Genomic DNA, 26,512 nt, shown 5'->3' on the forward strand with positions numbered 1-26,512 from the left:
CCCCCTTATGAAAACAAGCGGCCAATCAAGGAAAGCAACGCCACTGCCGCAACAGCAAAGCTAATAAATACAAGCGTTTTTTCATGCCGCTCCCACATAACCATCCCCCCGGACAAACAGACAATATTGATGAGTTTGTGACAATTATCACAAATAATCCACTTCATATTATTTCATAAGATCAGCAACATTATCCGGCATAATTTCGAATAATTTGTGTCATTTTTCACATATCCATCGTGACAAACAAAAAAAGCAGGATATCCCTGCCCTGAATTATAAATATTTGCGATGCACCGTCTTCCCGTCATACGTAAACAGCATTGGTTTTTCTTCGACGACCGTCTCCATATGAACGGGGCGTCCCCACAACTGATAAATGTATGGCAATACCTTTTCCAAATACTTCAAATCCAATTCAATTCCCTCGTACCAATGCTTTAAGTATAGCTCCCCATTGCGCATATAATCGCCATCATTCACTGTAATGTATGGGAATCCGCCGTTCACCCGCATACTGACGAGCTGATCACGGATATTCTCCCAGTTTTTATCCACAATTTTGTAATCTTTTCCTTGCTTTTGGAATAAATACATATCTTCACGCATGACGAGCTCTTTCGTCAAATAATTACGCAAAAACGAGATGTCGGACTCCAACTCACGCACTTCAAAAAGTTTCGCTCGTCCCGATCCTGGTTTGACGCCATATTTTTTCATTTCTTCCGTCGGATTGTTCCATCGCTCTTCAATGTCTTCAAAAATTTTCAATCCTAAATAATACGGGTTGATGCCGGTGCGCGACGGCTGCACGACGTTGGCGTTCAGTTTAGCAAATTCGATCGCTTCATCACTCGTCAAATCCATCTCGCGCAAAATGCGCTGATGCCAATACGTCGCCCAGCCTTCATTCATGATTTTTGTCTCGAGCTGTGGCCAAAAATAGAGCATTTCTTCGCGCATCATCGTCAAAATATCACGCTGCCAGTCCTCGAGCTCGCGGCTATATTCTTCAATGAACAATAGCACATCTTTTTCCGGCTGCGGCGGAAACTTGCGCCGTTTTTTCCGTGGCGGCGTTTTTGGCTTGTTCCGTTCATCAAGCGACCATAAGTCATCGTATGGCGTTGATGTTTTTGGCTGTTCTTCTTCCTCGTACACCTCCGTATCTTCCCATGTCCATGACAATTTCGGCCGCAACAGCGACGGGTCGATATGCTCTTGAATGGCCAAGACGGCATCTAAAAATTTTTCCACTTCCAGCTTTCCATATTGATGTTCATAACGCTTAATCCGTTCAGCTGTCGCCGCCATGCTCTCAACCATATCGCGCTTCGTGTTGCTGAAGCGAATATTGTTTTTGAAAAAGTCGCTATGCGCCAACACGTGGGCGACGATCAACTTATTTTGAATAAGCGTGTTCGTATCAAGCAAAAATGCATAACAAGGATCCGAATTGATGACGAGTTCGTAAATTTTGCTTAACCCTAAGTCGTAATGCAGCTTCATTTTGTAAAACTGCTTTCCAAAACTCCAATGGGAAAAACGCGTCGGCATTCCGTAGGCGCCGAACGTGTAAATAATGTCCGCCGGGCAAATTTCATAGCGCATCGGGTAAAAATCCAGACCAAATCCTTCAGCAATTTCCGTAATCTCAGCAATCGCCCGTTCCAGCTCTTTCAGCTCGTCCTGCCGCATCCTAATCCCCCCTTTTCCCCTTATCACAATGTATGAGGAAAAAGGCGTTTTGATACGTTCAATCGTTTGTCATCGTTCCCCGGCTGCCACTCATTTTCATTTTTCACTTTTTTCATTATAATGGTCATATAAAAATTGCAGCAAAGCGTGGTGATGATTTGCAACATTATTTGCACCATCTCATCGATCACTTTGGCTATGTCGGCATTATGATCGCGCTTATGCTTGGCATCGTCGGGCTGCCGATTCCTGACGAACTATTGTTGATCTATACCGGTTACCGCGTCTCCACCGGCGCATTTTCGTATCCGCTCGCCTTTCTTGTCTGCTTGTTTGGGGCAACTACCGGCATTTCGCTCGGTTACATTCTTGGAATTACGCTCGGCTTGCCGTTTTTGCATAAATTCGGCCCAAAGCTCCATATAACAGAAAAGCGGCTCCAACAAACGAAAACACTCTTCTCGAAGCTCGGCCCAGCCGTATTATTCATTTGCTATTTCATCCCGGGCGTTCGGCATCTCGCCGCCTTTTGGGCCGGCGTGAATGCTTACGATTGGAGAAAATTTGCCTTGTTCGCCTACAGTGGAGCGGTGGTGTGGGTCGCGGTTTTTTTGACGATCGGCACCTATTTCGAAAGCCGCTGGATGGCTTTCAGGCAGTACATCGATGCCTACCGTCCATTTTTATTTTCCGTTTTTCTGGCCGTTTTCATTTTCACGGTTTTCTACTGGCATGCCCAACAAAAACAAAAACCACCGGATTGAACGCCGGTGCTTTTTCTTTCTCTACCCGCACTATACATTTTCGGTCGAATCGCGTTGATACGTTTCTATCAACAAGCCCATAAACAAGCCAAATCCAAACATGACCATGGAGGCTCCGATGATTCCGAGGCTGACGATCGTTAGGAAAAAGTCTTTATTGTAAGCGTTTGCGATAAAACTGAGCAAAAAAAGTGCTATTCCAACGATTAAGCCGACAGACGCCATCCATTTGCACATCTTTATCATTTCTTGTCCCTCGTGTCGTTTGTTCATTCTCATCATCCCCTTGCTTAGAGGATACTATTATTGTCAAAAAATCACAACATTTACTTTTCCTTTTTTCTCTCCATTTCGGTTATAATTTATATTTTCCCTCATGACACAACATTTACAGCGCAACAAAACGTTTAGCCGTCATACACTAACAATGACTCCTTCTTGATAAAGGAGGCATGCCGCTTGAACACCATCGACTATGATAGGGCGCTTTATTATACGCATCGCTCCGAATGGGACAATTTGCTCATTTTAATGGTGCGCACGCCTGATGACATGCTGTCGAAAAAAATTGAGAAATTTCTCCACGCCTATAATTTCGAGCACGACTACTCCGTCATTCAGGAGAGGCTCACTGCCTTATTGCGCTATATTGATCATGCGCTTGAGGTGAGTGAACAAAAAATGGGAGTCGAGCAGTACGCATATTTTTACTCGTAAAAGCAACGGGGAATTGGTTTCGTCCAATTCCCCGCCGTTGATTGTTCATTGATTATTGAGCATAAGAAGGCGAAACGGTACGCAAGACGTCATGCACTCGTTGCATGACAGCATCAGTAAGGTTCGCCAATTTTTCTTCACTATCTTGCAGTGATGTTCCTTTGACACCAAAGTACGCTTTCATTTTCGGCTCCGTCCCTGATGGACGCAGACAAAACCAAGAGCCATCCTCTAATACGTATTTCAAGACGTTCGAAGTTGGAAGTGTGATGGCAGTTTTCTCCCCAGTTAACGTATTCGTCCGCTCCTTCGTTTTGTAATCCTCGATCACTGTCACTTTTTTCCCAGCTGCCTCAACCGGCGGTTGCTCGCGGAATGACGATAAAATAGCAGCGATCGTTTCCGCTCCTTCCTTGCCTTTTAACGTGAGCGACTGTTGCCCTTCACGGTAATACCCGTATTTGTCAAACAATTGAAGAAGCGCTTCATACAGAGACAGCCCCTGCTGTTTGTAAAACGCACACACTTCCGCTGCAAGAACAGCTGCCTGTACCGCATCTTTATCGCGTGCAAAATCCCCGATTAAATATCCGTAACTTTCCTCATAGCCAAACTGGAACGTATACTGACCCGTTTGTTCATATTCCTTGATTTTTTCACCAATGAATTTAAATCCGGTCAGCGTATCGATCGTCTCCAAACCGAACGAGTCAGCAATCGCCCGGCCAAACTCGGATGTCACGATCGTTTTTAAGACGACGCCATTTTGTGGCAGTAAACCTTTTTCTTTCCGCTGAGACAATAAATAATGAAGCAGCAGCCCACCCGTTTGGTTACCGGTTAAAACGACATACTCTCCTTGCTCATTTTTTACAGCAATGCCGAGCCGGTCTGCGTCCGGGTCGGTGGCAATGAGCAAGTCGGCATTTACTTGCTTGCCAAGCTCAATCGCTAAGGCAAAAGCTGCATGCTCTTCTGGGTTTGGTGAGGCAACAGTTGAAAAATTCGGATCCGGCTGTTCTTGCTCCTGAACGACAAAAACGTTTTGGTAGCCAAGTTCAGCTAGCACACGGCGCACCGGTTTGTTTGACGTGCCGTGAAGCGGCGTAAACACGATGCGAATATCCGTCTCTTGAGCCAGTTCCGGATGAAGCGAGATGGTTTTTACGGCATTCACATACGCCTCATCAATTTCTTGGCCAATGATGCGGATCAGCCCTTTTTCTTTTAACGTTTCTTCATCCTCGACATGAATGGCGAGCTCGTTCTCGACTTCATTGACGTAGCGGATCACTTCATCAGCAGTATCCGGCGGCAGCTGCCCTCCGTCTTCACCATATACTTTGTAGCCGTTATATTCCGGTGGGTTATGGCTGGCGGTAATGACAATGCCAGAAAATGCTCCCAAATGACGAACGGCAAACGACAGCTCCGGCGTCGGCCGCAATTCATCAAACACGTATGTTTGAATGCCGTTTGTAGCTAACGTTTTCGCCGCTTCCATGGCGAATTCCGGCGATTTATGCCGGGAGTCGTAGGCAATGACGACTCCACGCTGTTTCGCCTCATTGCCAAACGATTGTATGTATCGTGCCAAACCCTCCGAGGCTTTCCGAACCGTATAAATGTTCATTCGGTTCGTCCCCGGTCCAATTTCACCGCGCATACCGCCGGTGCCAAATTCCAAGTTTTTGTAAAAACAATCTTCGAGCCACCGCTCATCGTCACGGTGTTGCTCCAGAAGCTGCTTCAGCTCTGGATCCAACTGCGGTTCGCGAAGCCATTGTTCATATTTTTGTCTCCACTCCATTGCTGTTACCTCCAATCTTTATTTCTCCTGTTTATGTATTCGTTGCCATCATACAATATACCTGCTAAAAGAAAAAGGATGTCCTGGAAAATATGGACACCCTTTTTCTTCCATTATCCTTGTGGCTGTGACGGTTCGGAAATGTTCGTTAGCGCTTGTTCAGCCGCTTCATTTGATGCGCTGTTCGTCGCGATATCCCCTAAAGCAACGATGCCTTGAAGCTGGTTGTTCTCTACAATTGGCAAACGACGAACTTGGTGCTGCGCCATGACGTTAGCCGCATCTTGGACGCTCATGTTTGGCGTACCAGTGACGACTTGGTTGGTCATGACATCTGATACTTTTACTGCCGCCGGGTCTTTCCCTTGGGATGTGACGCGGAGCGTAATATCGCGGTCGGTAATCATCCCTTTGACTTGCCCGCTTTCCACAACCGGAAGCGCGCCAATATTTTTTTGGCTCATGATTTGCGCTGCTTCTTGCACCGTTTGATTCGGCGAAACGGTCGCGACGTTTTTCGTCATAATGTCCTGCACTTTGTTCGCATTGTTGTTGGTCAATGTAATCCTCCCCTTTCACCGATTAGTATGGCTCGTTTGCTGGGGGATAATAGATAGAAAATATGCCCTTTGGCGGTTGCGAATGGACGTGCCATTTTTCATCCCTTATAATGAAGTTAAGTTCTTTCGCTGAAAGAAAGCAGTAATCGGGAAGCCAAAGCTGAAAATGACGATTTCCCCGCTAATTTTCTCGCCAAGATGGCTACTGTCGTCAGCACTGCATAAGAAAGAAGGTGCACACATGGAGGAAGAAAAACGAAGAGAACATTTATTGTTGTTCGCTTGGGCGACAGCGTTTGTTGCCACCCTTGGGAGTTTATACTTTTCTGAAGTGCTTCGTTTTATTCCTTGCGACTTATGTTGGTTTCAACGTATTTTTATGTATCCACAAGTCATCATTTTAGGAATCGCCATCGTTCGCAAAGATTTTACAGCTGCCCGTTATAGTTTGGCGCTATCGATTATCGGGGGCATGATTTCTTTATATCACTATTCCTTACAAAAGATCCCGTTTTTCCAAGACTACGCCATCAGCTGCGGCCGTGTCCTATGTACAGGACAATACATTAACTGGCTCGGCTTTATTACCATTCCATTTTTGGCGTTGACGGCCTTTACCATTATCATTTTCTTGAGCCTTGCTGTTATGCGGCAGCAAAAGGAGGAGAATGAACGTTGAAAAAACTGCTCATATTTGGCGGGGTAATTGTCGTTTTATTTGCTGCTATTGCTTTTGTTACGTTGTATGAACAAAAAGAAGCAGCTAAAAATAATCCTTATCAGAAAAGCGAGCTGCATCCGGCCACCATCGATCAACTCGATGATCCGAATTACCAAAACATTATTTTGCCTGACGAGTTAAAACAACAGCTAGCCGATGGAAAGTCTCTTACCGTTTATTTTTACAGTCCAACATGCCCACATTGTCGGCGGACAACACCAATTGTCGTGCCGTTAACCAAACAGCTTGGCATCGATTTAAAACTGTTTAACTTGCTCGAATTTGAAAATGGCTGGGATACATATGGGATTGAATCCACCCCGACCATCGTCCATTACGAAAACGGAAAAGAGACGAAACGCATTGAAGGGTATCACGATAAACAAACGTTCCGCCAATGGTTCTCCTCATTGTCGGAGCAAAAAAACTAAGGAGCTGCGCCCGATGGCGGCTTAGCTCCTTTTTCCTTACATCACCCACTGGCTCGTCGCAGGAAAATAGACGCTGCACCGTAGCGCCTTCTTATGGGTAAACTGCTTTGCCTGAAACGGAAAAGAGATGCCATGACGAGCCAAAATGTTTTGATTACGCACAAACAACCACTCGTATTGTTCGCACTCTCCTTGCTCACCAATATGTTCGATGACCGTAATCAACGACTGCAGCGCTGAGATGATTTGAAACGCCTCTTTCATCGTTCCGTTATATGTAACATGCTCATGTTCCAACGAAAGAATGCCAAGTTCCTCAAATTGGTGAATTTGCTCATCATCAAAATAGTATGGGAAAATGTCAGTGTAGAAATAGTTCAATAAATAATGCATGTAATTTTCTTGCTCTGGAGTCACCGCGTACATAATTTTCAATGTTCATACCACCTTTTCTTGTTACAATGCTTGCGTTCTCCATCGCTAAAACGATACTATGAGTGTATCATATTCAATACACCTATAGAGGTAGAAAGTGTTTCCTCGACTACAGGGAACTGGGAGGTATAGCAACGTTTGTGGACAAGAAAAGGCGATTGGCTTGAATGCATCATCCCCAGCCTATGGAGTGAGCTGACCATTGAGCAGCTGCTCAAAGAAGTTTGGGCCGCTTCAAAAAAACTCGCCCACCGCTGGCGAATGGAACAGGGCGTCAAACTGAACGGCCAAGCCGTCTCTTGGCAGACGACACTTCGTGAACGGGATCGACTTCAGCTTTATGCGTATGAACCAGAGCCGTCACTAATCATCCCGGAATACCGGGAGCTTTCCGTCTTATGGGAAGACGAGCACTTGCTCATCTTGAATAAAGAAGCTGGTATCGATATCCATCCATCCGAGCCAGAACAGACGGGCACACTTGCTAATGCGGTTGCCTTTTATTTGCAATCGCAGGCCATTTTGACAAAAGTGCGCCATATTCATCGGCTCGACCGTGATACGTCAGGGACGATTTTATTTGCCAAACATCCGCTCGCCGGGGCGACGCTTGACCGAATGCTTGCTCATCGTACCATTAAGCGGACGTATGTCGCCCTCGTTCATGGCCGCCTGTCACCGAAATCAGGTACGATTTCCGCGCCGATCGGTCGTGACCGCCATCATCCGACGCGCCGGCGCGTCTCAAAAACAGGAGCGAGGGCAGTGACACATTATCGCGTGCTTGAAACGTTTCCATCCGCCTCGCTCGTTGAGCTAAACCTTGACACCGGGCGGACACACCAAATTCGCGTCCATTTGGCCCATCTTGGTCACCCGCTTGTCGGCGATATGCTTTATGGCGGCCAACCAACGTTTCATCGCCATGCGCTTCATGCCGTTAAACTAACGTTCCGCCATCCGTTTACTAATGAAGAAATCGTTTGCCTCGCGCCGACGAACGATTTCCCGGTTGATCTCTCACACATTTACCATTGAGCGCTCCCTGTTTTTGCTTGGGATGGAGATGTGGTCGATAAAGATGATAAAAAGGCAGACGGTTCTCCCGTCTGCCTTACAAGCGCAACTGCTCCTCTTCCCCCGCATCCGCCGGCTCGCTTTCCTCTTCATCCGGCTTTGGTTCTTTTTTCACCACTTCCAACGTCTTGACATGATGGCCATCCATTTCTTTCACCGTAAAGAGATAACCATCAATTTCCACACTGTCACCCGTCTGAATGTCGTAATATTTCGTCAAAACCCAACCGCCAATCGTATCGACATCGTCATCATCAAGCTCTAGCCCCAACAAGTCATTCACTTCGCCAATGAGCACTTTACCATCCAAAATAAATCGGTCATCAATTTTTTGGATCAAAGGCGTTTCATCAATGTCGAACTCATCTTGAATCTCGCCAACAATCTCTTCCAAAATGTCCTCGACCGTAACAAGTCCGGACGTACCGCCATACTCGTCCACTAAAATCGCCATGTGGATGCGCTCTTTTTGCATTTTTACGAGCAAGTCATGAATGGCGATCGATTCAATGACTTGAATAATCGGACGAATGTAATCTTTCATTTGTTTTTCGTTTGACGGGTTAGCAACAAAATCTGTAAATACTTCTTTTACATTAATGAGCCCGAGTACATGGTCTTTATCTCCATCGATAACTGGGTAACGCGTATATTTTTCTTCTTGAATGATGGCTAAATTCTCCTTGACGCTCTTGTTAATGTCTAACGCCACGATTTCTTTACGCGGTACCATAATTTCTTTGGCCACACGGTCGTCAAAACGAAAAATGTTGTTAACATAGCGGTACTCAGATTGGTTAATTTCCCCACTTTTGTAACTTTCCGATAAAATCAAACGCAACTCTTCTTCGGAGTGGGCGATTTCATGCTCGGCCACCGGCCTAAGGCCGAACAGGCGTGTCACGAGCCGCGCAGAATTGTTGAGTGTCCAAATGAACGGATACATGATTTTGTAAAACCAAATAAGCGGCTTGGCTGTCCACAACGTAATCGCTTCCGCCTTATGAATGGCAAACGTTTTCGGCGCCAATTCACCGACAACAACGTGCAAAAACGTAATGAGTGAAAATGAAATAATAAACGCTAAAAAGTGGGAGACGGATTCCGATAAATGGAGGCGTTCAAACAGCGGCAGCAACATCCGCGCCACCGTCGGCTCCCCAAGCCAACCAAGGCCAAGTGAAGTAAGAGTAATGCCAAGCTGGTTCGCCGATAAATAACCGTCCAAATTCGAAATCACTTTTTTCGCCGCCACCGCCTGTTTATTTCCTTCATTAACAAGTTGGTCGATGCGCGAACTGCGCACTTTGACGATCGCAAATTCCGAAGCGACGAAAAAGGCGGTGCAAGCGATGAGCAATGCCACTAACAGCAAACTGGCTATGTCCAATTTGTCTCTGAGCGCGGATGGAGCGCCCAGGTTACACCTCCTGCGAATAAAAGTTTCAACAGCACCCTATAGACAGTAATGCCGCCGAACGGCCGCCAACGGCGGGCGGTCCGAAGCGGCGGCGAACGGTTTACTCTTCGCTATTGTTCGCTTGGGTAAAAATGAGTACATATTTCAGCAACTCAAGCACAGCAATCAATGTCGCAGCGACATACGTCAACGCTGCTGCCCCAAGCACTTTGTTCACGCCGCGCGTTTCATCTGGAGCGATCACTCCTTCAGCGAGCATAAACCGTTTCGCCCGTGCACTTGCATTAAACTCGACGGGCAGCGTAATAATCTGAAACGCCACTGCCAGTGAGAAGAACAAAATGCCGAGACCGAGCAACGAAAATTGTTGAAGCAAAAATCCCACCAACAGCAAAAACGGAGCCACACCGGAAGCGAAGTTCACAATTGGAAACATCCGGTGGCGAAGAACAAGCGCCGCGTACCCTTGCTGATGCTGAACAGCATGGCCGACTTCATGAGCGGCAACGGAAATGGATGCGATTGAGCGCCCGTAAAAGACCGGTTCGGACAAACGAACGACGCGGGAAATTGGATCGTAATGGTCAGAAAGCCGCCCCGGCACGACCTCAACCGGCACATGGTGCAAGCCGTGACGATCCAAAATCATGCGCGCCACTTCCGCTCCCGTCAAGCCTGATGAAGCCGGGACTTCGGACCAAGTTTTGAAGTTGCTCGACACTTTCCATTGTGCCCAAAGCGAGATCAAGAAAGCAATAAAAATGAAAATATCCATCGGATGGAATAGCATCGCAGCACCCTCCGTTTTTCTAATGATCATCCAATGTATATACTATTATTTATTGTACTTGTTCATTGTTTCATACGTCAAACATACCGCTTTGGTTTCATCATATCTCTAGAAAAAACAGCGCCGACGATAGGCGCTGTTTAACCGATCCATTCATCAAAAATTGAAATTGTCCGGATCGGCTCCAATCCGCTTGTTCAAGTTTAACGCATCGATTTGTCTCATTTCCTCATCTGTCAGCGAAAAGTCGAAAATAGTAGCGTTTTCTTTAATGCGCGCCGGCGTCACCGATTTCGGAATCGTCACGACACCGTTTTGCAAATCCCAACGCAGCACGACTTGCGCCGGTGTTTTTCCGTATTTTTTCCCAATCTCAACGATTGTTGGTTCGTTTAAAATTTCCCCGCGCATAAGCGGCGACCATGCCTCAAGCTGGATGCCGTTTTCTCGACAGAACGCATGCAGCTCTTTTTGCGTTAGGCGTGGATGATACTCGACTTGGTTGACCATAGGCTTAATTTCACAATCGGCTAGTACATCTTGCAAATGGTGAATTTGGAAGTTGCTTACACCAATCGCGCGCACATAGCCGTCTTTATACAGCTTTTCAAGCGCCTTGTACGTTTCTTTATATTTCCCTTTCACCGGCCAGTGGACTAAGTACAAGTCAACGTAATCGAAGCCGAGCTTTTTCAAGCTTGTATTAAACGCTTTGAGCGTCGTTTCATATCCTTGGTCCGTATTCCATACTTTCGTTGTCACAAACACTTGCTCGCGCGGAATACCCGATTCGCGGATCGCTTGTCCGACCCCTTCCTCGTTTTCATAAAAAGCGGCCGTATCAATATGGCGATATCCTACCTCCAATGCGGTACGCACCGCTCCTTTTACTTCCTCTCCCTCTTTTACTTTGTAAACACCAAGACCGACCCACGGCATTTTCACACCGTTATGTAATACAGTGCAATCTTGCAAACTATTCACTCTACTTCCCCCTTCAACATCTATATAGTTTTATTATGGGAAAACAGCCAAGAAAAAGCAAAATATATGCCCAAAGGTGCCGTTTGGATTTTGATTCAAACGTGCTTACTTTACTTTCATTTTGGCTGCAGTATTCATCACTCTCTTGTCATCATCCCTTTGTTGTTTGTATAGGAGTGTAGTATTTCACTACCCAAAATCGTTTATCGCCGGAAACATAAAGTGAAGTCCACTCCGTTTCTTAAATGTACTAGAAAAAAGCTGCTCTAAAGGCCAACTGTGCGGCCTTTTGGAGCAGCCCCATGTTTCTTACTTCGCAATGGTCATATTCTCTTCCGCTAGTTTTTGTTCAGCAGAAGGATGAAACTCATTTTCCATTTTCGAAACGACAACCGTGGCTACTGCGTTGCCAATAATGTTTGTAATCGCCCGCGCCTCGGACATAAAACGGTCGACCCCAAGCAGCAAGGCGATACCCTCGACCGGAATCATTGGGAACGCCGCTAACGTGGCGGCTAGGGTGATAAAGCCCGAACCGGTCACCCCTGCTGCCCCCTTCGAGGTGAGCATTAACACTCCAAGCAACGTCAACTCTTGCCAAATGCTTAAATCAATCCCGTATGCTTGAGCGATGAAAATGGCCGCCATCGACAAATAAATCGATGTGCCGTCCAAGTTAAACGAGTATCCAGTCGGAACGACAAGGCCAACGACCGACTTCGAGCAACCGTATTTTTCAAGCCGCTCCATCAACCGCGGCAAAGCCGATTCAGATGAAGACGTGCCAAGAACGAGCAACAATTCTTCTTTAATATAGGCGAGAAACTTAAAGATGTTAAATCCGTAAAACTTGGCAATCCCGCCGAGCACGATGAAAATAAAGAGCGCCATCGTAATATATACCGATCCCATCAGCTTGCCGAGCGACACGAGCGAGCCGAGACCGAACGTGCCGATCGTATACGCCATCGCACCAAATGCGGCGATCGGTGATACCTTCATGACCATGTTGACGACGCCAAAGAAAATTTCTGCGATCCGCTCAAACAAGGAAAGCACTGGTTTGGCTTTTTCCCCTAAACCAGCCGCCGCCAATCCAAACAGAACGGCGAAGAAGAGCACCGGAAGCAATTCCCCGCTGGCCATCGCCGCGACAACGTTATCCGGGATAATGCTTAGCACAAAATCAACAAACCCATGGCTTGTTTCTTCCGCTTGCTTCGTATATTGTGAAATGTCGCCACCTTTGGCTGCATCAGTGTTGAAGCCAACCCCTGGTTTGATGAGGTTAACAACAACAATTCCAATCGCCAACGCAAACGTCGTCACAATCTCAAAGTAAAGGAGGGCCTTTCCGCCGATGCGACCAATTTTTTTCAAGTCTCCCATATTGCCGATCCCGATCACAACGGTAAAGAAAATGATCGGGGCAATCACCATTTTAATCAACTTAATAAATCCATCAGCTAACACTTTTAATTTAGAACCAAATTCCGGAAATAAAAATCCGACGATAATCCCTAAAACAATACCGATAATGACTTGTACGGTTAAATTTTTGAATTTCCCCCTCATTTCTCCCACTCCTTTCACCGTCTTGACAACGCTTTCAACAACATCATAAAGAAAAGTCAGCCAAATAAAAATATTATGGTGATAATGGTCATTTTGGTCTTTTTGGTCTTAAACGTTTGCGAAGTTGCAACTACAAAACTGCGTTGATTCCCATAAAAAAAGCTTCCACTGATGGAAGCTTATTCACGGAATTCCTTGATTTCATTCAACATTCTAGAACCGAATTGTCTCGTAAACTCCTTATACAACGGGGCAAATTTCTGTTCCCATCTCTTTCTTTCCTCTTCCGATAACAAGTAAAGCTGGACGCTCTTTTGCTGCTTCAGCTGTTGCAATTCCCGCTCGTTTTGTGCCTTTGACTGCCGCAAATTCCATTGGGTCGCCTCGGTCATCGCTTCGGCTATTTTTTGTTGAATCTCTTTCGGCAAACTGTCCCAAAACGATCGGTTCATCATGACTGCATAGCCAAGATAGCCGTGGTTGCTAATCGTAATATATGGTTGAAACTTGTAAAACCCCTTTGAATAGATGTTGGAAATCGTATTTTCCTGACCATCAAACTCATGTTGCTCAAGCGCCCGGTATACATGGTCAAACGAAACGGCAACCGGTTCACCGCCAAGCAAGCGGAACTGCTTATCGATCACTTCGCTCGGCATAATACGAAAACGCAAGCCCCGGAAGTCATCAGGCTCGATAAGCGGACGAGTTGTTCCCATCATCTGTTTAAAGCCGTTGCTCCAAAACGCTAGTCCTTTGATTCCTTTTTCTTCAAGCATTCCGAGCAGTTCAGCTCCGACTTTTCCAGTGAACACACGACGCACATCGTCATCATCGCGAAATAAAAAGGGCAAATCGAGCACTTGCCACTCCGGAATCAGTTCTGTGACCTTTGAAAATGACGGGGCAATCATTTGTACATCACCGCGCAGCAGCGCATCAAGCTCCTCCCCATCCGAGTAAAGCGAACCGTTCGCGAACACTTCGACTTTGACACGGCCGTTCGTCTTTTGTTCCACGAGTTCGGCAAACTTTTGCGCTGCTAGCCCCTTCGGCGTATTTTCCGCAACGACGTGGCTAAAATAGATGATAATTTGTTTTTGCAATCCTTTTTGTTCATCGTCGTACACAATCCGTTCCTGATCGGCTTGGCGGCTGATGTTCCAAGCAACAAGGCCGATGCCGATCATAAGAAGGAGTACCCACAATTTCCATAGCTTTCCCATTGTCCACACCGTTTTCGTCCATCGTTTTCTTCCTTTTTATCATATCACCGGAATCGTGTTAGAATAAATAATAATGAATTTTCTGCCTAAACAGAGGAGTTCACCGATGAATCGACTGCCGATCCGTTGGAAAATTACGATTTTAATTTTTGTTATCGTCAGCTTTTCGATGCTGCTGAGTGGTGTTTTTATTATAAGCGACTTTTTCCATACAAAGGAAGAAGAGTTAAGCCAACGCGCCCTATTGACAGCGCGCACCGTATCCGAACTGCCGGAAGTCAAGCAGCACATTGTCGGGCCAAAGGAAAACCGGGCGCTCGTAAACCCGATCGTCGAACGGGTACGCATCATCCATAGCGCTGATTATATTGTTGTGCTCGATATGAATAAAATTCGTCTCTCTCATCCGCTTCCATCAATGATTGGCACCGTCTCCCGCGGGGCTGATGAAGGGCCGGCGTTCGCGGAACATACATACACATCAAAAGCACGTGGAGAAATCGGGACAGTAGTTCGCGCCTTCGTCCCTATTATGAATCGCCACCATGAACAGATTGGCGTCGTCATCGCCGCCTACCGATTGCCAACGTTTTTAGAAGCAATTGATACGCTAAAAGAAGAAATCGCCATGGCCGTTATTTTGTCGTTGCTCGCTGGTGGAAGTGGAGCTTGGCTGCTCGCCTCTCATATTAAGCGGCAAATGTTTGAACTAGAACCGCATGAAATTGCCAAACTGCTTGTTGAGCGAACAGAGGCGTTTAACGCTATGCACGAAGGCGTCATCGCCATCGACAGCAATGAAAATATTACTATTTTTAACGATCGGGCGAAACAAATGCTTGGTATCGAAGGGGATGTGATTGGGCAGCCCATCCGTTCTGTCATTCCGGATACGTATCTTCCCGAAATATTGAAAGTAAACAAGCCGATTTATAACAAAGAGCTGCAGCTTGGCAATTTAACGATCTGGAGCAATCGCATCCCGATTAAAGTTAATGGGAAAACCGTTGGTGCAATCGGCATTTTCCAAGATCGCACAGAAGTGAAACGGCTGGCTGAAGAACTAACGGGGGTAAAAGCGTTTGTCCATGCCTTGCGTGTGCAAAACCATGAATACATGAATAAGCTCCATACGATTGCCGGACTGATCCAGCTTGGCCATATTGAGAAGGCGCTTGAATACGTGTTTCAAGTTACAGAAGAGCAGGAGGAACTCACGCAGTTTTTAAGCCGCAACATCAAGGACGAAAGCATTTCAGGGTTATTGTTAAGCAAAATCCGCCGCGGCAAAGAGCTTGGCATTCTTGTGACGATCGACCGGCACAGCCACCTTTATCGTTTTCCGCCGCGCCTCGACCACCATGATTTCGTCGTTCTCCTTGGCAACTTAATTGAAAACGCCTTCGATGCGTTCCAAGGGGTAACCGGTCGGGAAAAAGAAATTTACGTTAGTATTGAACAAAATGAAGACATTTGCTCCCTCTCAATCGAAGATAACGGCCAAGGCATCGCTCGCGAGCATATCAATCGCATTTTTGACGAAGGCTTTTCAACAAAAGGACAAAACGGGCGCGGCATCGGCCTATATTTAGTGAAGCAAATTGTGGAAAAAGGAAACGGTCACATCGATGTTCAGTCTGAGGAAGGGAAAGGGACCGTATTTACCATTACATTTGATATGTAACCTCATTCATACAGTGGCAGCCGCATTCGACAAGCCCCTGCCCCAAGCCAAAGGAGGGAAAGACAATGTACCGTGTATTGCTCATTGAAGATGACCCAATGGTCCAAGAAGTGAACCGGCAAATGATTGAACAAGTGAACGGTTTTGCCGTCGTCGGCCTCGCCGGGAACGGAGAAGAAGGACTGCGCCTCATCGAGGAGCTCCACCCTGATGTAGCGGTCATTGACATTTACATGCCGCAATTAGATGGCCTTGAAACGTTAAAGGAAATTCGCGCCCGTGGGCATGAAGTCGACATTCTAGCCATCACGGCCGCAAGTGATATTGAAACAGTACGCCGCGTTTTACAAAACGGCGCGTTTGATTATATTGTCAAACCGTTTAAATTTGAACGGCTCAAGCAAGCGCTAGAAAACTATCGGGCATTCCGCCAATCGCTCGCCGAAAAACAGTCGCTCACTCAAGCAGAACTCGATGCGTTGCGGCAAACGGCCGAACGGTATGTCGACCCACTCCCTGAACTTCCAAAAGGATTAAACGAAGTGACATTGGAAAAAGTCGTCACTTATTTGCGCCAACAGTGCTCCCCTGTCTCCGCTGAAGAAGTGGCTGAAGGCGTCGGCATCGCCCGCGTCACCGCTCGCCGCTACTTAGAATACCTTGAGAAAAGTGGAAAGGTTGTGCTCGATGTGCAATATGGCAGTATTGGTCGCCCCGTCAACCGCTATCAGTTGAAACGAATATAGCTTACCCGGTAGCCCGCACGACCAACCGGGTAGGCAACTCTTCTTGTTTTCGAGGAACATTTCCTGTCTCCAGCCAATGGTGAAGAAGCCGAAACGCTTTTTCCCCCAACGTAAAATGAGGGAGTGCCACTGTCGTAATGCCCAACATTTCGGCCAGCGGATCATTATCAAACCCGATGATAGTAAGCTCTTCTGGAATGCGCACCCCGATGCGTCGTGCCTCCAATACGATACCGGCTGCCACTTGGTCGCTCGTTACAAGCAATGCACTCGGACGCTCTTCCATTGCCATCCATTGTTCGATCACGCGTTTTCCGTCTTCAAGAAATAGACAGCCGTCAAAAATCCATTGGCGCTGGGGCGTAACGCCGACATCACGCAACACATCTTGATACGCCGCTTCTCGCGCTTGGCTGTTCGGTCCTGTCCTTCTCCCGATGCAATAGCCAATCCGTCGATGTCCTTTTTTCACCAAATAGTGAAGAGCTTTGGCAAACGCTTGATAGTGGTCGATATAGACCGTGAAAAAATCATATTCTGTCACTTGCTCGCATAAAACGATGGGGGCCTCTTCTTGGTATGCGTCAAAAATTTCCCATCCCACTTCATGAGAACAGACAATCAAGCCATCCATTTGCTTCATTCGCAACCGCTCTAACGCCTCGAGTTCCCGCTCTACGTCATAATTCGTCTGAAACAAAAGCAACTGATAACCATAACGAAGCGCCTCTTTGGAAATCCCTTCAATGACCGCTGAAAAATAAGGATGATGAATGTACGGAAGCATGACTCCGACAATCATTGTCCTTCCTTTTGCCAAATGAACGGCTTGGATGTTTTTTGTATAATTGAGCTTCTCAACTGCTTCCCAAACTGCCTTCCGCTTTTCCTCACTCACATATGGATACCCGTTTAATACCCTTGATACGGTAGATACTGACACACCCGCTTCTTTCGCCAAATCACGGATGTTCGCCACGTTCCCACCCCTTCCTAAAAAACGCTTGACTTGAAACGCGTTTCATCCATTATGTTGATTTCACCATCTAGTATACAAAAGGAGGGGGTTCATATGCTTCACGGATTTGCTTTACTCGCTCTGCTCGTCACTATCATTTGGGGAGGCGCACATATCGCCTTGAACGCGGAAAATAAAAAGAAAGTAAGAAAAAAGGAAAAGTAAGGGGAAGATTCAGTTTGTTTCCACTGTTTCAACTGCTATAATGAATGGTATATGGATAGCAAGGAGGAATCAAGATGGTTCCATATTGGAAATCGCTTTTCTTGATTGCCGTCACCGCTGCCTTGCTTGCCGGTTGCGGTACAGAGACACCTTCATCAAAAGAGGAAGAAGCGAAAGGAAAACAAACAGTTAGTCTAGACGAGACTTCTACCAACATGCAACCATCAGAACCAACCGGCCAAGAAATTCCCCCTGTTGATGAACAAAAGCAAGCAGGAGGGGGGCAAAATGGGTCGAAGGGGGATGAAACCGACTTTTCCCGCCCGACGACTTCGTTGTCTTATCAAATTGGAAATCAAACGGTCACAGGAACAGCAACGTTGACAACAAGCGACAACCAACATTTTTCGCTCTATGTCCTAGAGGGATGGACACTCGACGCCGAAGAACCGCATGCTGATGTACTGCTCCATGGAGACACGTTTGCCCGCATCCGCCTTCTTCCTAATGAGGAGACAAACTATGAACAATTGGCCAAAGAACATGCCCAAGCGATTGACGCCAACGCCGCCCGTCAGCAAACTAATCAACTTCCAAAACCGTTCACTGATGCTCTTTGGTACATCGCTCAAGCTGACGGTGTTACCGTCCATGTGATCGCCAGCACCCAACCGGCGCCGATGCTTTTGACAGTGCACGCCCCTAAGGGAAAAGATGTGCTTGGCGCTGTGCTCGCCATGGTGGCCACACTGCAAAAGCAATAACTTGCTAGGGAGGGCTATCGCCCTCCCCTCCTTTTTAATAAAGAAAAACCCCCTTTTTCATTTGCAAGAGGGTCAAACCGGCTGCTCGCTTTCTTCTTTGCGGAAAAACGTTCTCATGGCATGAAACACATCCGATTTTTGCTTTAAAATATAATAGCGGAATTTTTCATCTTTAATATTACGGTACGCCGACATGAGCGTTGAATGGCGGTTGTACTGGTTAACTTCCCCGTACCCAAACATGTTCGACACTTTCATCAACTCTTGAACAAGCTTGACGCAACGGGCGTTGTCAGATGTCAAGTTGTCCCCGTCAGAGAAGTGGAACGGATAAATGTTGTAGCGTGACGGCGAATATTTTGTTTCAATCAGTTCCAACGCCTTGCGGTAAGCCGACGAACAAATCGTTCCACCGCTTTCCCCTTTGGTGAAAAATTCTTCCTCACTGACGACTTTCGCTTCGGTATGGTGGGCAATGAAGGCGATGTCCACCGTCTCGTACTTCGTGCGCAAAAAGCGTGTCATCCAGAAGAAGAAACTGCGCGCCATATATTTTTCCCACATGCCCATTGAACCACTTGTGTCCATCATCGCTAAGACGACTGCTTTCGATTCCGGTTTGACGACTTCGTTCCACGTTTTAAACTTCAAATCTTCGCGGTAAATCGGATAAAAGCCCGGTTTGCCGCTCATGGCATTGCGTTTGAACGCAGCGAGCATCGTCCGCTTTTTATCGATGTTCCCCATCAGTCCGGTGCGGCGAATATCGTTAAACTCGATATGCTGAACAACGTTTTGGTCGCGCTCTTTCTGCTTCAAGTTCGGGAGTTCCAGTTGACTAAAGAACGCCTCTTCAATTTCCATCAACGACACTTCGGCTTCGTAATAGTCTTGGCCTGGCAAGTCGCCAGCTCCTTGGCCTTTTCCTGGCCCCTTCCCCTCCCCGCTTCCATCTCTGGCTACCACGTCACCGACTTGGCTGTCCCCGTTTCCTTGACCGACATGCTTATTTTTCTCGTAGTTATAGCGGATTTTATACTCATCAAGCGAGCGAATCGGAATTTTAATGACGTCACGTCCGTTGGACATAATAATGCTTTCTTCCGTAATTAAATCCGGCAAGTTATTTTTGATCGCTTCTTTTACTTTTTCTTGATGGCGCTTTTGATCGTCATATCCTTTGCGGTGGAGGGACCAGTCTTCTTTCGATACAATAAAATTCCCCTTCATTTTTTCCCCTCCTTTGTTAAAATCATTTTCACACTTTTCATTTTCCCGCATATACTTATGTTGGCGTCATCAAAACGGACCATCACTATGCCAAGTTGTTTATTTTATCCTATGCAAAAATTCGAAATAATTGACAGATGAATGTGGAAAATGGACAAGGAATCAAGAAGTGGACAAGCCCGATTATCGGCGTAAAAAAAGCATGCCCGAATGCTCGAGGCATGCCTAACGGTTCAACAAGCTGCCGACATATCGGAGCAATTCATTCGCTGATGTGGAATTATACCCGTACTCATCAATCAAACGGGCGACAACTTCGTTGATTTTTTTCAATTGCTGCTCATCGGGGGTCTTCGTCGATGTCGTAATTTTCACGATGTCTTTCAAATCAGCAAACAGCTTTTTCTGGATCGCTTCGCGCAACCGTTCGTGCGAATTGTAATCAAACTTTTGTCCTTTGCGCGCGTAGGCGGAGATGCGGATTAAAATTTCTTCGCGGAACGCCTTTTTCGCATTTTCAGAAATGCCGATTTGTTCTTCAATCGAGCGCATCAGTTTTTCATCCGGATTCATTTCCTCGCCAGTGAGCGGGTCGCGCAGTTTCGTTTTGTTGCAATATGCTTCGACATTATCCAAATAGTTATCCATCAACGTTTTCGCCGACTCTTCATACGAATACACGAACGCCTTTTGTACCTCTTGCTTGGCGATTTCGTCATACTCTTTGCGCACAAGCGAGATGAAGTTCAAATATCGTTCACGATCTTCTTTTGAGATGGATGGATGCTGATCCAACCCTTCTTTCAGTGAACGAAGCACATCGAGCGCATTAATCGATGGCACTTCTTTTCGGATGATGCAAGCCGAAATACGGTTGATGACATAGCGAGGGTCGATGCCGCTCATTCCTTCGTCTGGATGCTCTTTTTTCAGCTCTTCTACATCGACTTCGTTGAACCCTTCGATCATCTCTCCGTCATACAGGCGCATTTTCTTCAATAAATCCACATCCGGCCGTTTCGATTCTTTCAGCCTCGTCAAAATCGTAAACATGGCCGCAATGCGCAGCGTGTGCGGGGCAATATGCACATCAGCAACGTCGCTTTCTCGAATCATTTTTTCATAAATGCGCTCTTCTTCCGAGACACGCAAGTTGTACGGGATTGGCATCACGATAATGCGCGAATGGAGTGCTTCATTCTTTTTATTGGAAATAAACGAGCGGTATTCTGTTTCATTCGTATGGGCAACGATCAGTTCATCAGCGCTGATAAGCGCAAACCTTCCCGCTTTAAAATTGCCTTCTTGCGTCAACGATAGCAAATGCCAAAGAAATTTTTCATCGCACTTTAACATCTCTTGAAATTCCATAATGCCGCGGTTTGCTTTGTTCAGCTCGCCGTCAAACCGATACGCCCGCGGGTCGGATTCTGAACCATATTCAGCAATGGTCGAGAAATCGATGCTTCCCGTCAAATCAGCGATATCTTGCGATTTCGGGTCGGACGGGCTGAACGTACCGATGCCGACACGCCGGTTTTCTGAGAAGAAAATGCGTTCGACCATCACGTCTTCAATCCGACCACCGTATTCTTTCTCAAGCCGCATCATATTGAGCGGCGACAGCTCCCCTTCAATGCGAATGCCGTATTCACGGTAAAAATCGTCGCGCAAATGGTGAGGAATGAGGTGAAGTGGATCTTCATGCATCGGGCAACCTTTAATCGCATAAACGGCGCCGCGCTCCGTTTTTGAATACTCCTCAAGCCCGCGCTTCAGAAGCGTTACCAACGTTGACTTCCCGCCGCCAACCGGCCCCATCAGCAGCAAAATCCGTTTGCGTACATCAAGTCGTTTTGCCGCTGGGTGGAAATATTCTTCAACAAGCCGCTCGAGCGCCTCCTCGAGCCCAAACAAATGCTGGCTGAAAAACTTATACCGTTTCCGCCCGTTCACCTCTTCAACCCCAGCGTCTTTAATCATATTATAAACGCGCGAATGAGCCGACTGGGCGACCCACGGCTTTTCTTTTAAAATCTCTAAATACTCAGCGAACGTTCCTTCCCATCTCAGCCTCTCTTCCTCTTCCCGGTACCGTGCGATCTTTCTTAAAATATCCATAAAGGACCTCCTCACCCTTGGATGTCTTACAGCAAGATTATTACAATTTATGCGAGGATGTCCCGTATCATTCGCCACAAAAAAAATTTTGTCTTCGAACAGTTCGCGGCAGTCATTCACATGCTCGGCCATATTCGTTATAATAAAGGGGAAACGCCTGCCACTTTCATTGCAAGGGAGGAAAAAACGATGCGCACATTGCTGATGTTAGGAGTTATCATCGCCTTTTTAACAGCCATTTTCACGGCTGGGTACGAAGACAAACCGGGTGTCAAACAATAAAGCCCAAAAAAACGACCTCCATAGCGAAGGTCGTTTTTTTGTTTACGACAATCCTTGAAACCGTTGCTGACGCAGTGCCTCATACACTAAAATAGCCGCCGTATTTGATAAATTCAACGAACGGACTTTGTCGTTCATCGGGATGCGCAAGCAACGATCCTTGTTGGCCTCGAGGAGCTCCTTCGGCAACCCGGTCGTCTCGCGGCCAAATACAAAAAAAATGTCTTTTTCCTGATCACTGAAGTCAAACGAGTCATAATATTGCTGGCCAAACTTCGTAATAAAGTAAAATTCTCCCCCCGGAAATCGGGCAAACAGCTCGTCAATGGAGTCGTAATACGAAATATTGACATATGGCCAATAGTCAAGCCCGGCGCGCTTTAACATTTTATCATCCGTCGAAAACCCGAGCGGACGAATCAAATGAAGCGCTGTATCCGTCGCCGCACATGTGCGGGCGATATTCCCTGTATTTGCTGGAATTTCTGGTTGGTATAGTACTACATGAAGCGGCATTTCGTTCACCTCAACAACATCGTTTATTTGCGATCAATGATGTGAAAAAATTTATACCGGATGTTCGGCGTATAGGCGCTCGAATCTTCGTATGACCAATACCGCATTCGGCTGTTCGTCGTATGGGCATTCACAAGCGGCATCCCATCTTGGTCTTTGGCCACCACAATGGTGGAATGGTCGAAGCGTCCATCCCCTTGAAAATCATAACAAATGACATCACCTGCCATCAATTGTTCTGGTTCAGGGACTTCCACCGCCTGTAGACCGATGCGCGATCCACTCAAATACCAGCGCAGCGAATGGGCGACCGCCCAGCTGTAACTCCAGCTTCCGTTTTGACACCACCATCCCCGCGCCCTGTTCGGATAGCCGGTCATTGGCGCTCCGCCCGCATACAAACATTGGGAAACAAAGTTCGTGCAATCAACAGAAAAAGACGGAAACGCCGGGTTATGCCGATTCCACCACGTTTCTGCATACCGTACCGCCTGAGCACGGTCATATTGGTAAGAAAGGCGCTCTCCTGTCCATTGCTCACGTTCGACACGCGGCGCTTCAACGTATTCCCCCATCCGGCTAACCCGTTTATCATCCACCAACTCGGTGCCTAAAAAACGGGCGCATCGCTCCTCGACTTGCTCCTCAATATATAAAGTTGCCCCGTGCTTAATTAAAAATTGATGATGGGCAATATAAACCATTTTTGTCTCTCGCTCGACTGTCTGTCTGCCGATAATTTGCCCCCGAATAGTGCAACGGACAATTTCTGCCCCACGCCTTTGGCAAAGTTGCTGCTTCCTAGTAATTTCTTCATCGCCTTGGATATTGCTTTCCGAGACAAATGAGTGCGCCCGCTTATCGAGCCAATCATGCAGCCGCTTTTTCATGCCGCTCCCCACTTTCGTTTTTGTTACTACCTTATGTGAGGAAGCGGCAGTTTTTTCCCTATTCCTTTACCTCTGTCAACAGTTTCAACCCTTTTTCGATTTCGGCGACTACATCTGAATCTGTTTCCGTTTGTCTTGCCTCTTCGAGATATGGCTTGGCACTTACATCCCCGATTTTCCCTAGCGCCCACGCTGCTGTCCCACGGATGACGGGACGGCTGTCTTCTTTCAGCAGCCGCAATAAATGCGGAACAGCTGTCCGGTCTTTATAATGGGCGAGCGCCAAAATGGCGTTGCGCTGGATCGGTTTTTTCCCGCGCCATGAGCCTGCCATTGCGCCGAATTTCTCTTTAAACTCACGATTGCTTACCTGAAGAAGCGGGATGAGCTTCGGTTTCGCTGCCTCGGGATCCGGCTCGAATTCCGGATGCAAGTGGAAATCTTTCTTCTTGTTTTCCGGGCAGACCAACTGGCACGTATCGCAGCCGTACAACCGATTGCCGATTTTCTCACGAAATTCATCGGCTAAAAAGCCTTTCGTTTGCGTCAAAAATGAGATGCACCGCTGCGCATTCAGTTGTCCCCCTTGCACGAGCGCCCCTGTGGGGCACGCATCGATGCATTTCGTACACGTGCCGCACCGATTTTCGATCGGTTCATCGGGCGGAAACGGAATCGTTGTAATCATCTCACCCAAATACACGTACGAACCAAACTCCGGCGTAATAATGGAACAGTTTTTCCCACTCCAACCGATCCCTGCCCGCTCTGCCACGGCCCGGTCAGCGAGTTCTCCCGTATCCACCATCGAACGAACACGGGCATGTGGTACCTTCGCAAGTAAAAATTCTTCAAGTTGGCGTAAACGTTCCCGCAACACATCATGATAGTCTTTTCCCCACGATGCACGACAAAAAAGGCCACGCCGCTCGTTTTTCGTCCCGCGTGGAGCATCTTTCATTTTTGATGGATAGGCAAGCGCAATGGCAATGATCGATTTCGCCTCGGGAAGAAGCAACGACGGATTTGTCCGCTTTTCAATATCCGGTTCCTCAAATCCAGATTGATAGCCAAGCTCCTGTTGCCGACGAAGCCGCTCCTTTAGTTCCACAAACGGATCAGCGCTTGCAAACCCGATTTTATCGATGCCGATCGACCGGCTGTATTCAATCACTTCCTGTTTCAAAGAGACAATGTCCATTATTTTCCCTCCCTTCGAGGTATATGGTAAAATGAAACGCGAGGTGATTCATATGAAATGCATCATATCAGAAGAATTAAAACAACGTCTTCCTTCGGGCAAATTTGGCGTGATCCGTTACCGCCATATCGAAATCGGCGACTCGCCGCAAATGTTAAAAGGCCGGCTTGAACTGTTTCAAGAGTCGATTTACTTTGAGCTACAGGAAAAGGCCATCGCCGACATTCCCGAACTCGCCGAATGGCGTCAGGCATTCAAACAAATCGGCACGGATCCAGGACGTTACCGCCCCTCAAGTGAAAGCTTATACCGTCGTATCCAGAAAAAAAACTTTGTTCCATCGATCCATTCAGCAGTCGATGTAAACAACTTCTTTTCGCTCTATTATAAAATACCACTCGGCATTTACGATCTTGATTGTATCCAAGGATCCGTGATGATTACCGTAGGTACAGAACAAGATGAATACATAGCTCTAAATGGACGCTCCGTCAACTTTGCGAATAAACTCGTCAGCAAAGATGAACACGGTCCGTTCGGCAGCCCAATCGTCGATTCCAAACGCACAGCGGTGACAAAAGGAACGAAAAACGCTTTGCAAATCGTTTATTTTCTTCCATCGATTCCTGAAGATGTTGCCAATCGCCAACTTCAGGCTATTCAAACGATGTTTACGCAAATCCATGGCGGTGAGGCCGACGCACAATTGCTAGTATAATAAAAAAACGCAATGCCTCGTTCTATGACGAAACGAAACACTGCGTTGTCCCCAATATTTTATTTAAAACTTAACGAAACTCATTATAACAAAACAGTACGTACATGGCAAGAAAAAACGCAAAAATCGACAAAATTCGTCGTATAAAAGGGGCACCAGAATATCTGGTGCCAACAACGATGACCCGTACGGGATTCGAACCCGTGTTACCGCCGTGAAAGGGCGGTGTCTTAACCACTTGACCAACGGGCCAATCATGGCGGAGAAGGCGGGATTTGAACCCGCGCGCCGCAAAACTGCGACCTAACGGTTTAGCAAACCGTCCCCTTCAGCCACTTGGGTACTTCTCCATAATGGCTCCGCAAGTAGGATTCGAACCTACGACCTACCGGTTAACAGCCGGTTGCTCTACCGCTGAGCTATTGCGGAATAACTAAGAAACATTCTTCCAAATCTACTTCGTCTCTTCCTCTACTAGCTGATTCAGCTTATTCGAGGATGTTTATGCTCAGTGTCCCTTCCTCTACTAGCCAATTCAAAGAAGCTGAATGCGTCGGGACAACTCGTAGCCTATTCGATGAAGTAAGGGCTCGTCGCTGAGCTATTGCGGAATAATCAAGAAATGCTCGATTAGTATTATATCGAATCATCTGACAATATGCAATGGAAAATGGTGGGCCTAAGTGGACTTGAACCACCGACCTCACGCTTATCAGGCGTGCGCTCTGACCAGCTGAGCTATAGGCCCATAAAAGCGGGTGATGGGAATCGAACCCACGACATCAGCTTGGAAGGCTGAGGTTTTACCACTAAACTACACCCGCAACAAATATAAATTAAGGAAGAAGAGAAAGGGCGACTAGTGGGAATCGAACCCACGCATGCCAGAGCCACAATCTGGTGCGTTAACCACTTCGCCATAGCCGCCACATTAATGGTGCCGGCTGCAGGACTTGAACCCGCAACCTA

25 protein-coding genes and 6 tRNA genes are annotated in these 26,512 nt (G+C 46.9%); 9 read left to right on the forward strand and 22 right to left on the reverse strand.

The annotated features are described in order from the left end of the window. Positions 1-276: 276 nt before the first annotated feature. Complete coding sequence (locus tag DSM465_RS0112125; protein ID WP_011886835.1) at positions 277-1,698, reverse strand: SpoVR family protein; 1,422 nt, start codon at positions 1,696-1,698, stop codon at positions 277-279. A gap of 158 nt (positions 1,699-1,856) precedes the next feature. Between DSM465_RS0112125 and DSM465_RS0112135 the strand changes: the two genes are divergently transcribed. Then, complete coding sequence (locus DSM465_RS0112135) at positions 1,857-2,462, forward strand: DedA family protein (protein WP_029761465.1); 606 nt, start codon at positions 1,857-1,859, stop codon at positions 2,460-2,462. 30 nt (positions 2,463-2,492) lie between these two features. Here the strand turns inward: DSM465_RS0112135 and DSM465_RS0112140 are convergent, their stop codons facing one another. Then, the gene (locus DSM465_RS0112140; protein WP_029761466.1) at positions 2,493-2,741 is read right to left on the reverse strand and encodes a hypothetical protein; all 249 of its coding nucleotides are present in this window, start codon (positions 2,739-2,741) and stop codon (positions 2,493-2,495) included. A gap of 180 nt (positions 2,742-2,921) precedes the next feature. On the opposite strand from DSM465_RS0112140, the gene DSM465_RS0112145 reads away from it, so the two are divergent. Beyond that, entirely contained in the window at positions 2,922-3,179 is a 258-nt protein-coding gene (locus DSM465_RS0112145) for a YhdB family protein (RefSeq protein ID WP_008881643.1), read from the forward strand. A 52-nt stretch (positions 3,180-3,231) separates the two neighbouring features. On the opposite strand, the gene DSM465_RS0112150 is transcribed toward DSM465_RS0112145, so the two are convergent. Beyond that, the gene (locus DSM465_RS0112150) at positions 3,232-4,989 is read right to left on the reverse strand and encodes a phospho-sugar mutase (protein WP_011886832.1); all 1,758 of its coding nucleotides are present in this window, start codon (positions 4,987-4,989) and stop codon (positions 3,232-3,234) included. A 113-nt stretch (positions 4,990-5,102) separates the two neighbouring features. After that, positions 5,103-5,549: a CBS domain-containing protein gene (locus DSM465_RS0112155; protein ID WP_008881645.1), complete on the reverse strand. Its 447-nt coding sequence runs from the start codon at positions 5,547-5,549 to the stop codon at positions 5,103-5,105. Positions 5,550-5,790: 241 nt separating this feature from the next. On the opposite strand from DSM465_RS0112155, the gene DSM465_RS0112160 reads away from it, so the two are divergent. Together DSM465_RS0112160 and DSM465_RS0112165 are read left to right on the forward strand one after the other, a co-directional pair. Then, the gene (locus DSM465_RS0112160; protein ID WP_011886830.1) at positions 5,791-6,228 is read left to right on the forward strand and encodes a disulfide formation protein C; all 438 of its coding nucleotides are present in this window, start codon (positions 5,791-5,793) and stop codon (positions 6,226-6,228) included. Continuing rightward, complete coding sequence (locus DSM465_RS0112165) at positions 6,225-6,701, forward strand: thioredoxin family protein (RefSeq protein WP_008881647.1); 477 nt, start codon at positions 6,225-6,227, stop codon at positions 6,699-6,701. The genes DSM465_RS0112160 and DSM465_RS0112165 overlap by 4 nt, the downstream gene beginning before the upstream one ends. A gap of 36 nt (positions 6,702-6,737) precedes the next feature. Here DSM465_RS0112165 and DSM465_RS0112170 read toward each other — a convergent pair whose 3' ends face one another. Further along, entirely contained in the window at positions 6,738-7,136 is a 399-nt protein-coding gene (locus DSM465_RS0112170; RefSeq protein WP_008881648.1) for a YhcU family protein, read from the reverse strand. Between the two features lie 138 nt (positions 7,137-7,274). Here DSM465_RS0112170 and DSM465_RS0112175 point away from each other — a divergent pair, with 138 nt between their 5' ends. Then, positions 7,275-8,174: an RluA family pseudouridine synthase gene (locus tag DSM465_RS0112175; protein WP_029761467.1), complete on the forward strand. Its 900-nt coding sequence runs from the start codon at positions 7,275-7,277 to the stop codon at positions 8,172-8,174. Positions 8,175-8,250: 76 nt separating this feature from the next. On the opposite strand, the gene DSM465_RS0112180 is transcribed toward DSM465_RS0112175, so the two are convergent. The 5 genes from DSM465_RS0112180 to DSM465_RS0112200 all read right to left on the reverse strand — a co-directional run bounded on the left by DSM465_RS0112180 (position 8,251) and on the right by DSM465_RS0112200 (position 14,208). Further along, positions 8,251-9,603, reverse strand: coding sequence for a hemolysin family protein (locus tag DSM465_RS0112180; RefSeq protein ID WP_011886828.1), 1,353 nt, complete (start codon positions 9,601-9,603; stop codon positions 8,251-8,253). Between the two features lie 130 nt (positions 9,604-9,733). Next, complete coding sequence (locus DSM465_RS0112185; protein WP_008881651.1) at positions 9,734-10,423, reverse strand: zinc metallopeptidase; 690 nt, start codon at positions 10,421-10,423, stop codon at positions 9,734-9,736. A 156-nt stretch (positions 10,424-10,579) separates the two neighbouring features. Continuing rightward, positions 10,580-11,407 carry an aldo/keto reductase gene (locus DSM465_RS0112190; RefSeq protein WP_008881652.1) on the reverse strand — a complete coding sequence of 276 codons (828 nt, stop codon included), beginning with the start codon at positions 11,405-11,407 and terminating at the stop codon, positions 10,580-10,582. Between the two features lie 309 nt (positions 11,408-11,716). Then, the gene (locus tag DSM465_RS0112195) at positions 11,717-12,982 is read right to left on the reverse strand and encodes a dicarboxylate/amino acid:cation symporter (protein WP_008881653.1); all 1,266 of its coding nucleotides are present in this window, start codon (positions 12,980-12,982) and stop codon (positions 11,717-11,719) included. Positions 12,983-13,161: 179 nt separating this feature from the next. Next, complete coding sequence (locus DSM465_RS0112200) at positions 13,162-14,208, reverse strand: TRAP transporter substrate-binding protein (protein WP_029761468.1); 1,047 nt, start codon at positions 14,206-14,208, stop codon at positions 13,162-13,164. 106 nt (positions 14,209-14,314) lie between these two features. Here DSM465_RS0112200 and DSM465_RS0112205 point away from each other — a divergent pair, with 106 nt between their 5' ends. Together DSM465_RS0112205 and DSM465_RS0112210 are read left to right on the forward strand one after the other, a co-directional pair. Continuing rightward, a complete protein-coding gene (locus tag DSM465_RS0112205) occupies positions 14,315-15,892 on the forward strand; it encodes an ATP-binding protein (RefSeq protein WP_029761469.1) in 1,578 nt (525 codons plus the stop codon). A gap of 65 nt (positions 15,893-15,957) precedes the next feature. After that, on the forward strand, positions 15,958-16,638 hold the full coding sequence (locus DSM465_RS0112210) for a response regulator (protein WP_011886824.1): 681 nt from the start codon (positions 15,958-15,960) through the stop codon (positions 16,636-16,638). 1 nt (position 16,639) lies between these two features. Here the strand turns inward: DSM465_RS0112210 and DSM465_RS0112215 are convergent, their stop codons facing one another. Then, on the reverse strand, positions 16,640-17,617 hold the full coding sequence (locus DSM465_RS0112215; protein ID WP_029761470.1) for a LacI family DNA-binding transcriptional regulator: 978 nt from the start codon (positions 17,615-17,617) through the stop codon (positions 16,640-16,642). A 278-nt stretch (positions 17,618-17,895) separates the two neighbouring features. Between DSM465_RS0112215 and DSM465_RS0112225 the strand changes: the two genes are divergently transcribed. Continuing rightward, positions 17,896-18,585: a hypothetical protein gene (locus DSM465_RS0112225; RefSeq protein WP_029761471.1), complete on the forward strand. Its 690-nt coding sequence runs from the start codon at positions 17,896-17,898 to the stop codon at positions 18,583-18,585. Positions 18,586-18,657: 72 nt separating this feature from the next. On the opposite strand, the gene yhbH is transcribed toward DSM465_RS0112225, so the two are convergent. From yhbH to queG, 5 genes are all read right to left on the reverse strand, one after another. Further along, positions 18,658-19,815: a sporulation protein YhbH gene (yhbH, locus tag DSM465_RS0112230; protein WP_008881660.1), complete on the reverse strand. Its 1,158-nt coding sequence runs from the start codon at positions 19,813-19,815 to the stop codon at positions 18,658-18,660. A gap of 225 nt (positions 19,816-20,040) precedes the next feature. Further along, positions 20,041-21,936 (reverse strand): PrkA family serine protein kinase, encoded by a 1,896-nt coding sequence (locus DSM465_RS0112235; protein WP_011886821.1) that lies wholly within the window; start codon positions 21,934-21,936, stop codon positions 20,041-20,043. A gap of 324 nt (positions 21,937-22,260) precedes the next feature. Beyond that, complete coding sequence (gene trmL, locus DSM465_RS0112245; protein WP_011886820.1) at positions 22,261-22,734, reverse strand: tRNA (uridine(34)/cytosine(34)/5-carboxymethylaminomethyluridine(34)-2'-O)-methyltransferase TrmL; 474 nt, start codon at positions 22,732-22,734, stop codon at positions 22,261-22,263. Between the two features lie 23 nt (positions 22,735-22,757). After that, positions 22,758-23,624 carry an amidase domain-containing protein gene (locus DSM465_RS0112250; protein WP_011886819.1) on the reverse strand — a complete coding sequence of 289 codons (867 nt, stop codon included), beginning with the start codon at positions 23,622-23,624 and terminating at the stop codon, positions 22,758-22,760. 58 nt (positions 23,625-23,682) lie between these two features. Beyond that, on the reverse strand, positions 23,683-24,825 hold the full coding sequence (gene queG / locus DSM465_RS0112255; RefSeq protein WP_008881667.1) for a tRNA epoxyqueuosine(34) reductase QueG: 1,143 nt from the start codon (positions 24,823-24,825) through the stop codon (positions 23,683-23,685). Between the two features lie 52 nt (positions 24,826-24,877). Between queG and DSM465_RS0112260 the strand changes: the two genes are divergently transcribed. Next, positions 24,878-25,543: a B3/B4 domain-containing protein gene (locus tag DSM465_RS0112260; protein ID WP_029761472.1), complete on the forward strand. Its 666-nt coding sequence runs from the start codon at positions 24,878-24,880 to the stop codon at positions 25,541-25,543. A 180-nt stretch (positions 25,544-25,723) separates the two neighbouring features. On the opposite strand, the gene DSM465_RS0112265 is transcribed toward DSM465_RS0112260, so the two are convergent. From DSM465_RS0112265 to DSM465_RS0112290, 6 genes are all read right to left on the reverse strand, one after another. Beyond that, positions 25,724-25,795, reverse strand: a tRNA-Glu gene (locus tag DSM465_RS0112265). Positions 25,796-25,800: 5 nt separating this feature from the next. Next, positions 25,801-25,893, reverse strand: a tRNA-Ser gene (locus DSM465_RS0112270). 4 nt (positions 25,894-25,897) lie between these two features. Continuing rightward, a tRNA-Asn gene (locus DSM465_RS0112275) sits at positions 25,898-25,972 on the reverse strand. Between the two features lie 242 nt (positions 25,973-26,214). Further along, positions 26,215-26,291 (reverse strand) — tRNA-Ile (locus DSM465_RS0112280). Between the two features lie 5 nt (positions 26,292-26,296). Beyond that, positions 26,297-26,367, reverse strand: a tRNA-Gly gene (locus DSM465_RS0112285). Positions 26,368-26,397: 30 nt separating this feature from the next. Continuing rightward, positions 26,398-26,470 (reverse strand) — tRNA-His (locus tag DSM465_RS0112290). Positions 26,471-26,512: the final 42 nt, after the last annotated feature.

It is taken from the genome of Geobacillus thermodenitrificans subsp. thermodenitrificans DSM 465 (assembly GCF_000496575.1).
Lineage (GTDB): Bacteria > Bacillota > Bacilli > Bacillales > Anoxybacillaceae > Geobacillus > Geobacillus thermodenitrificans.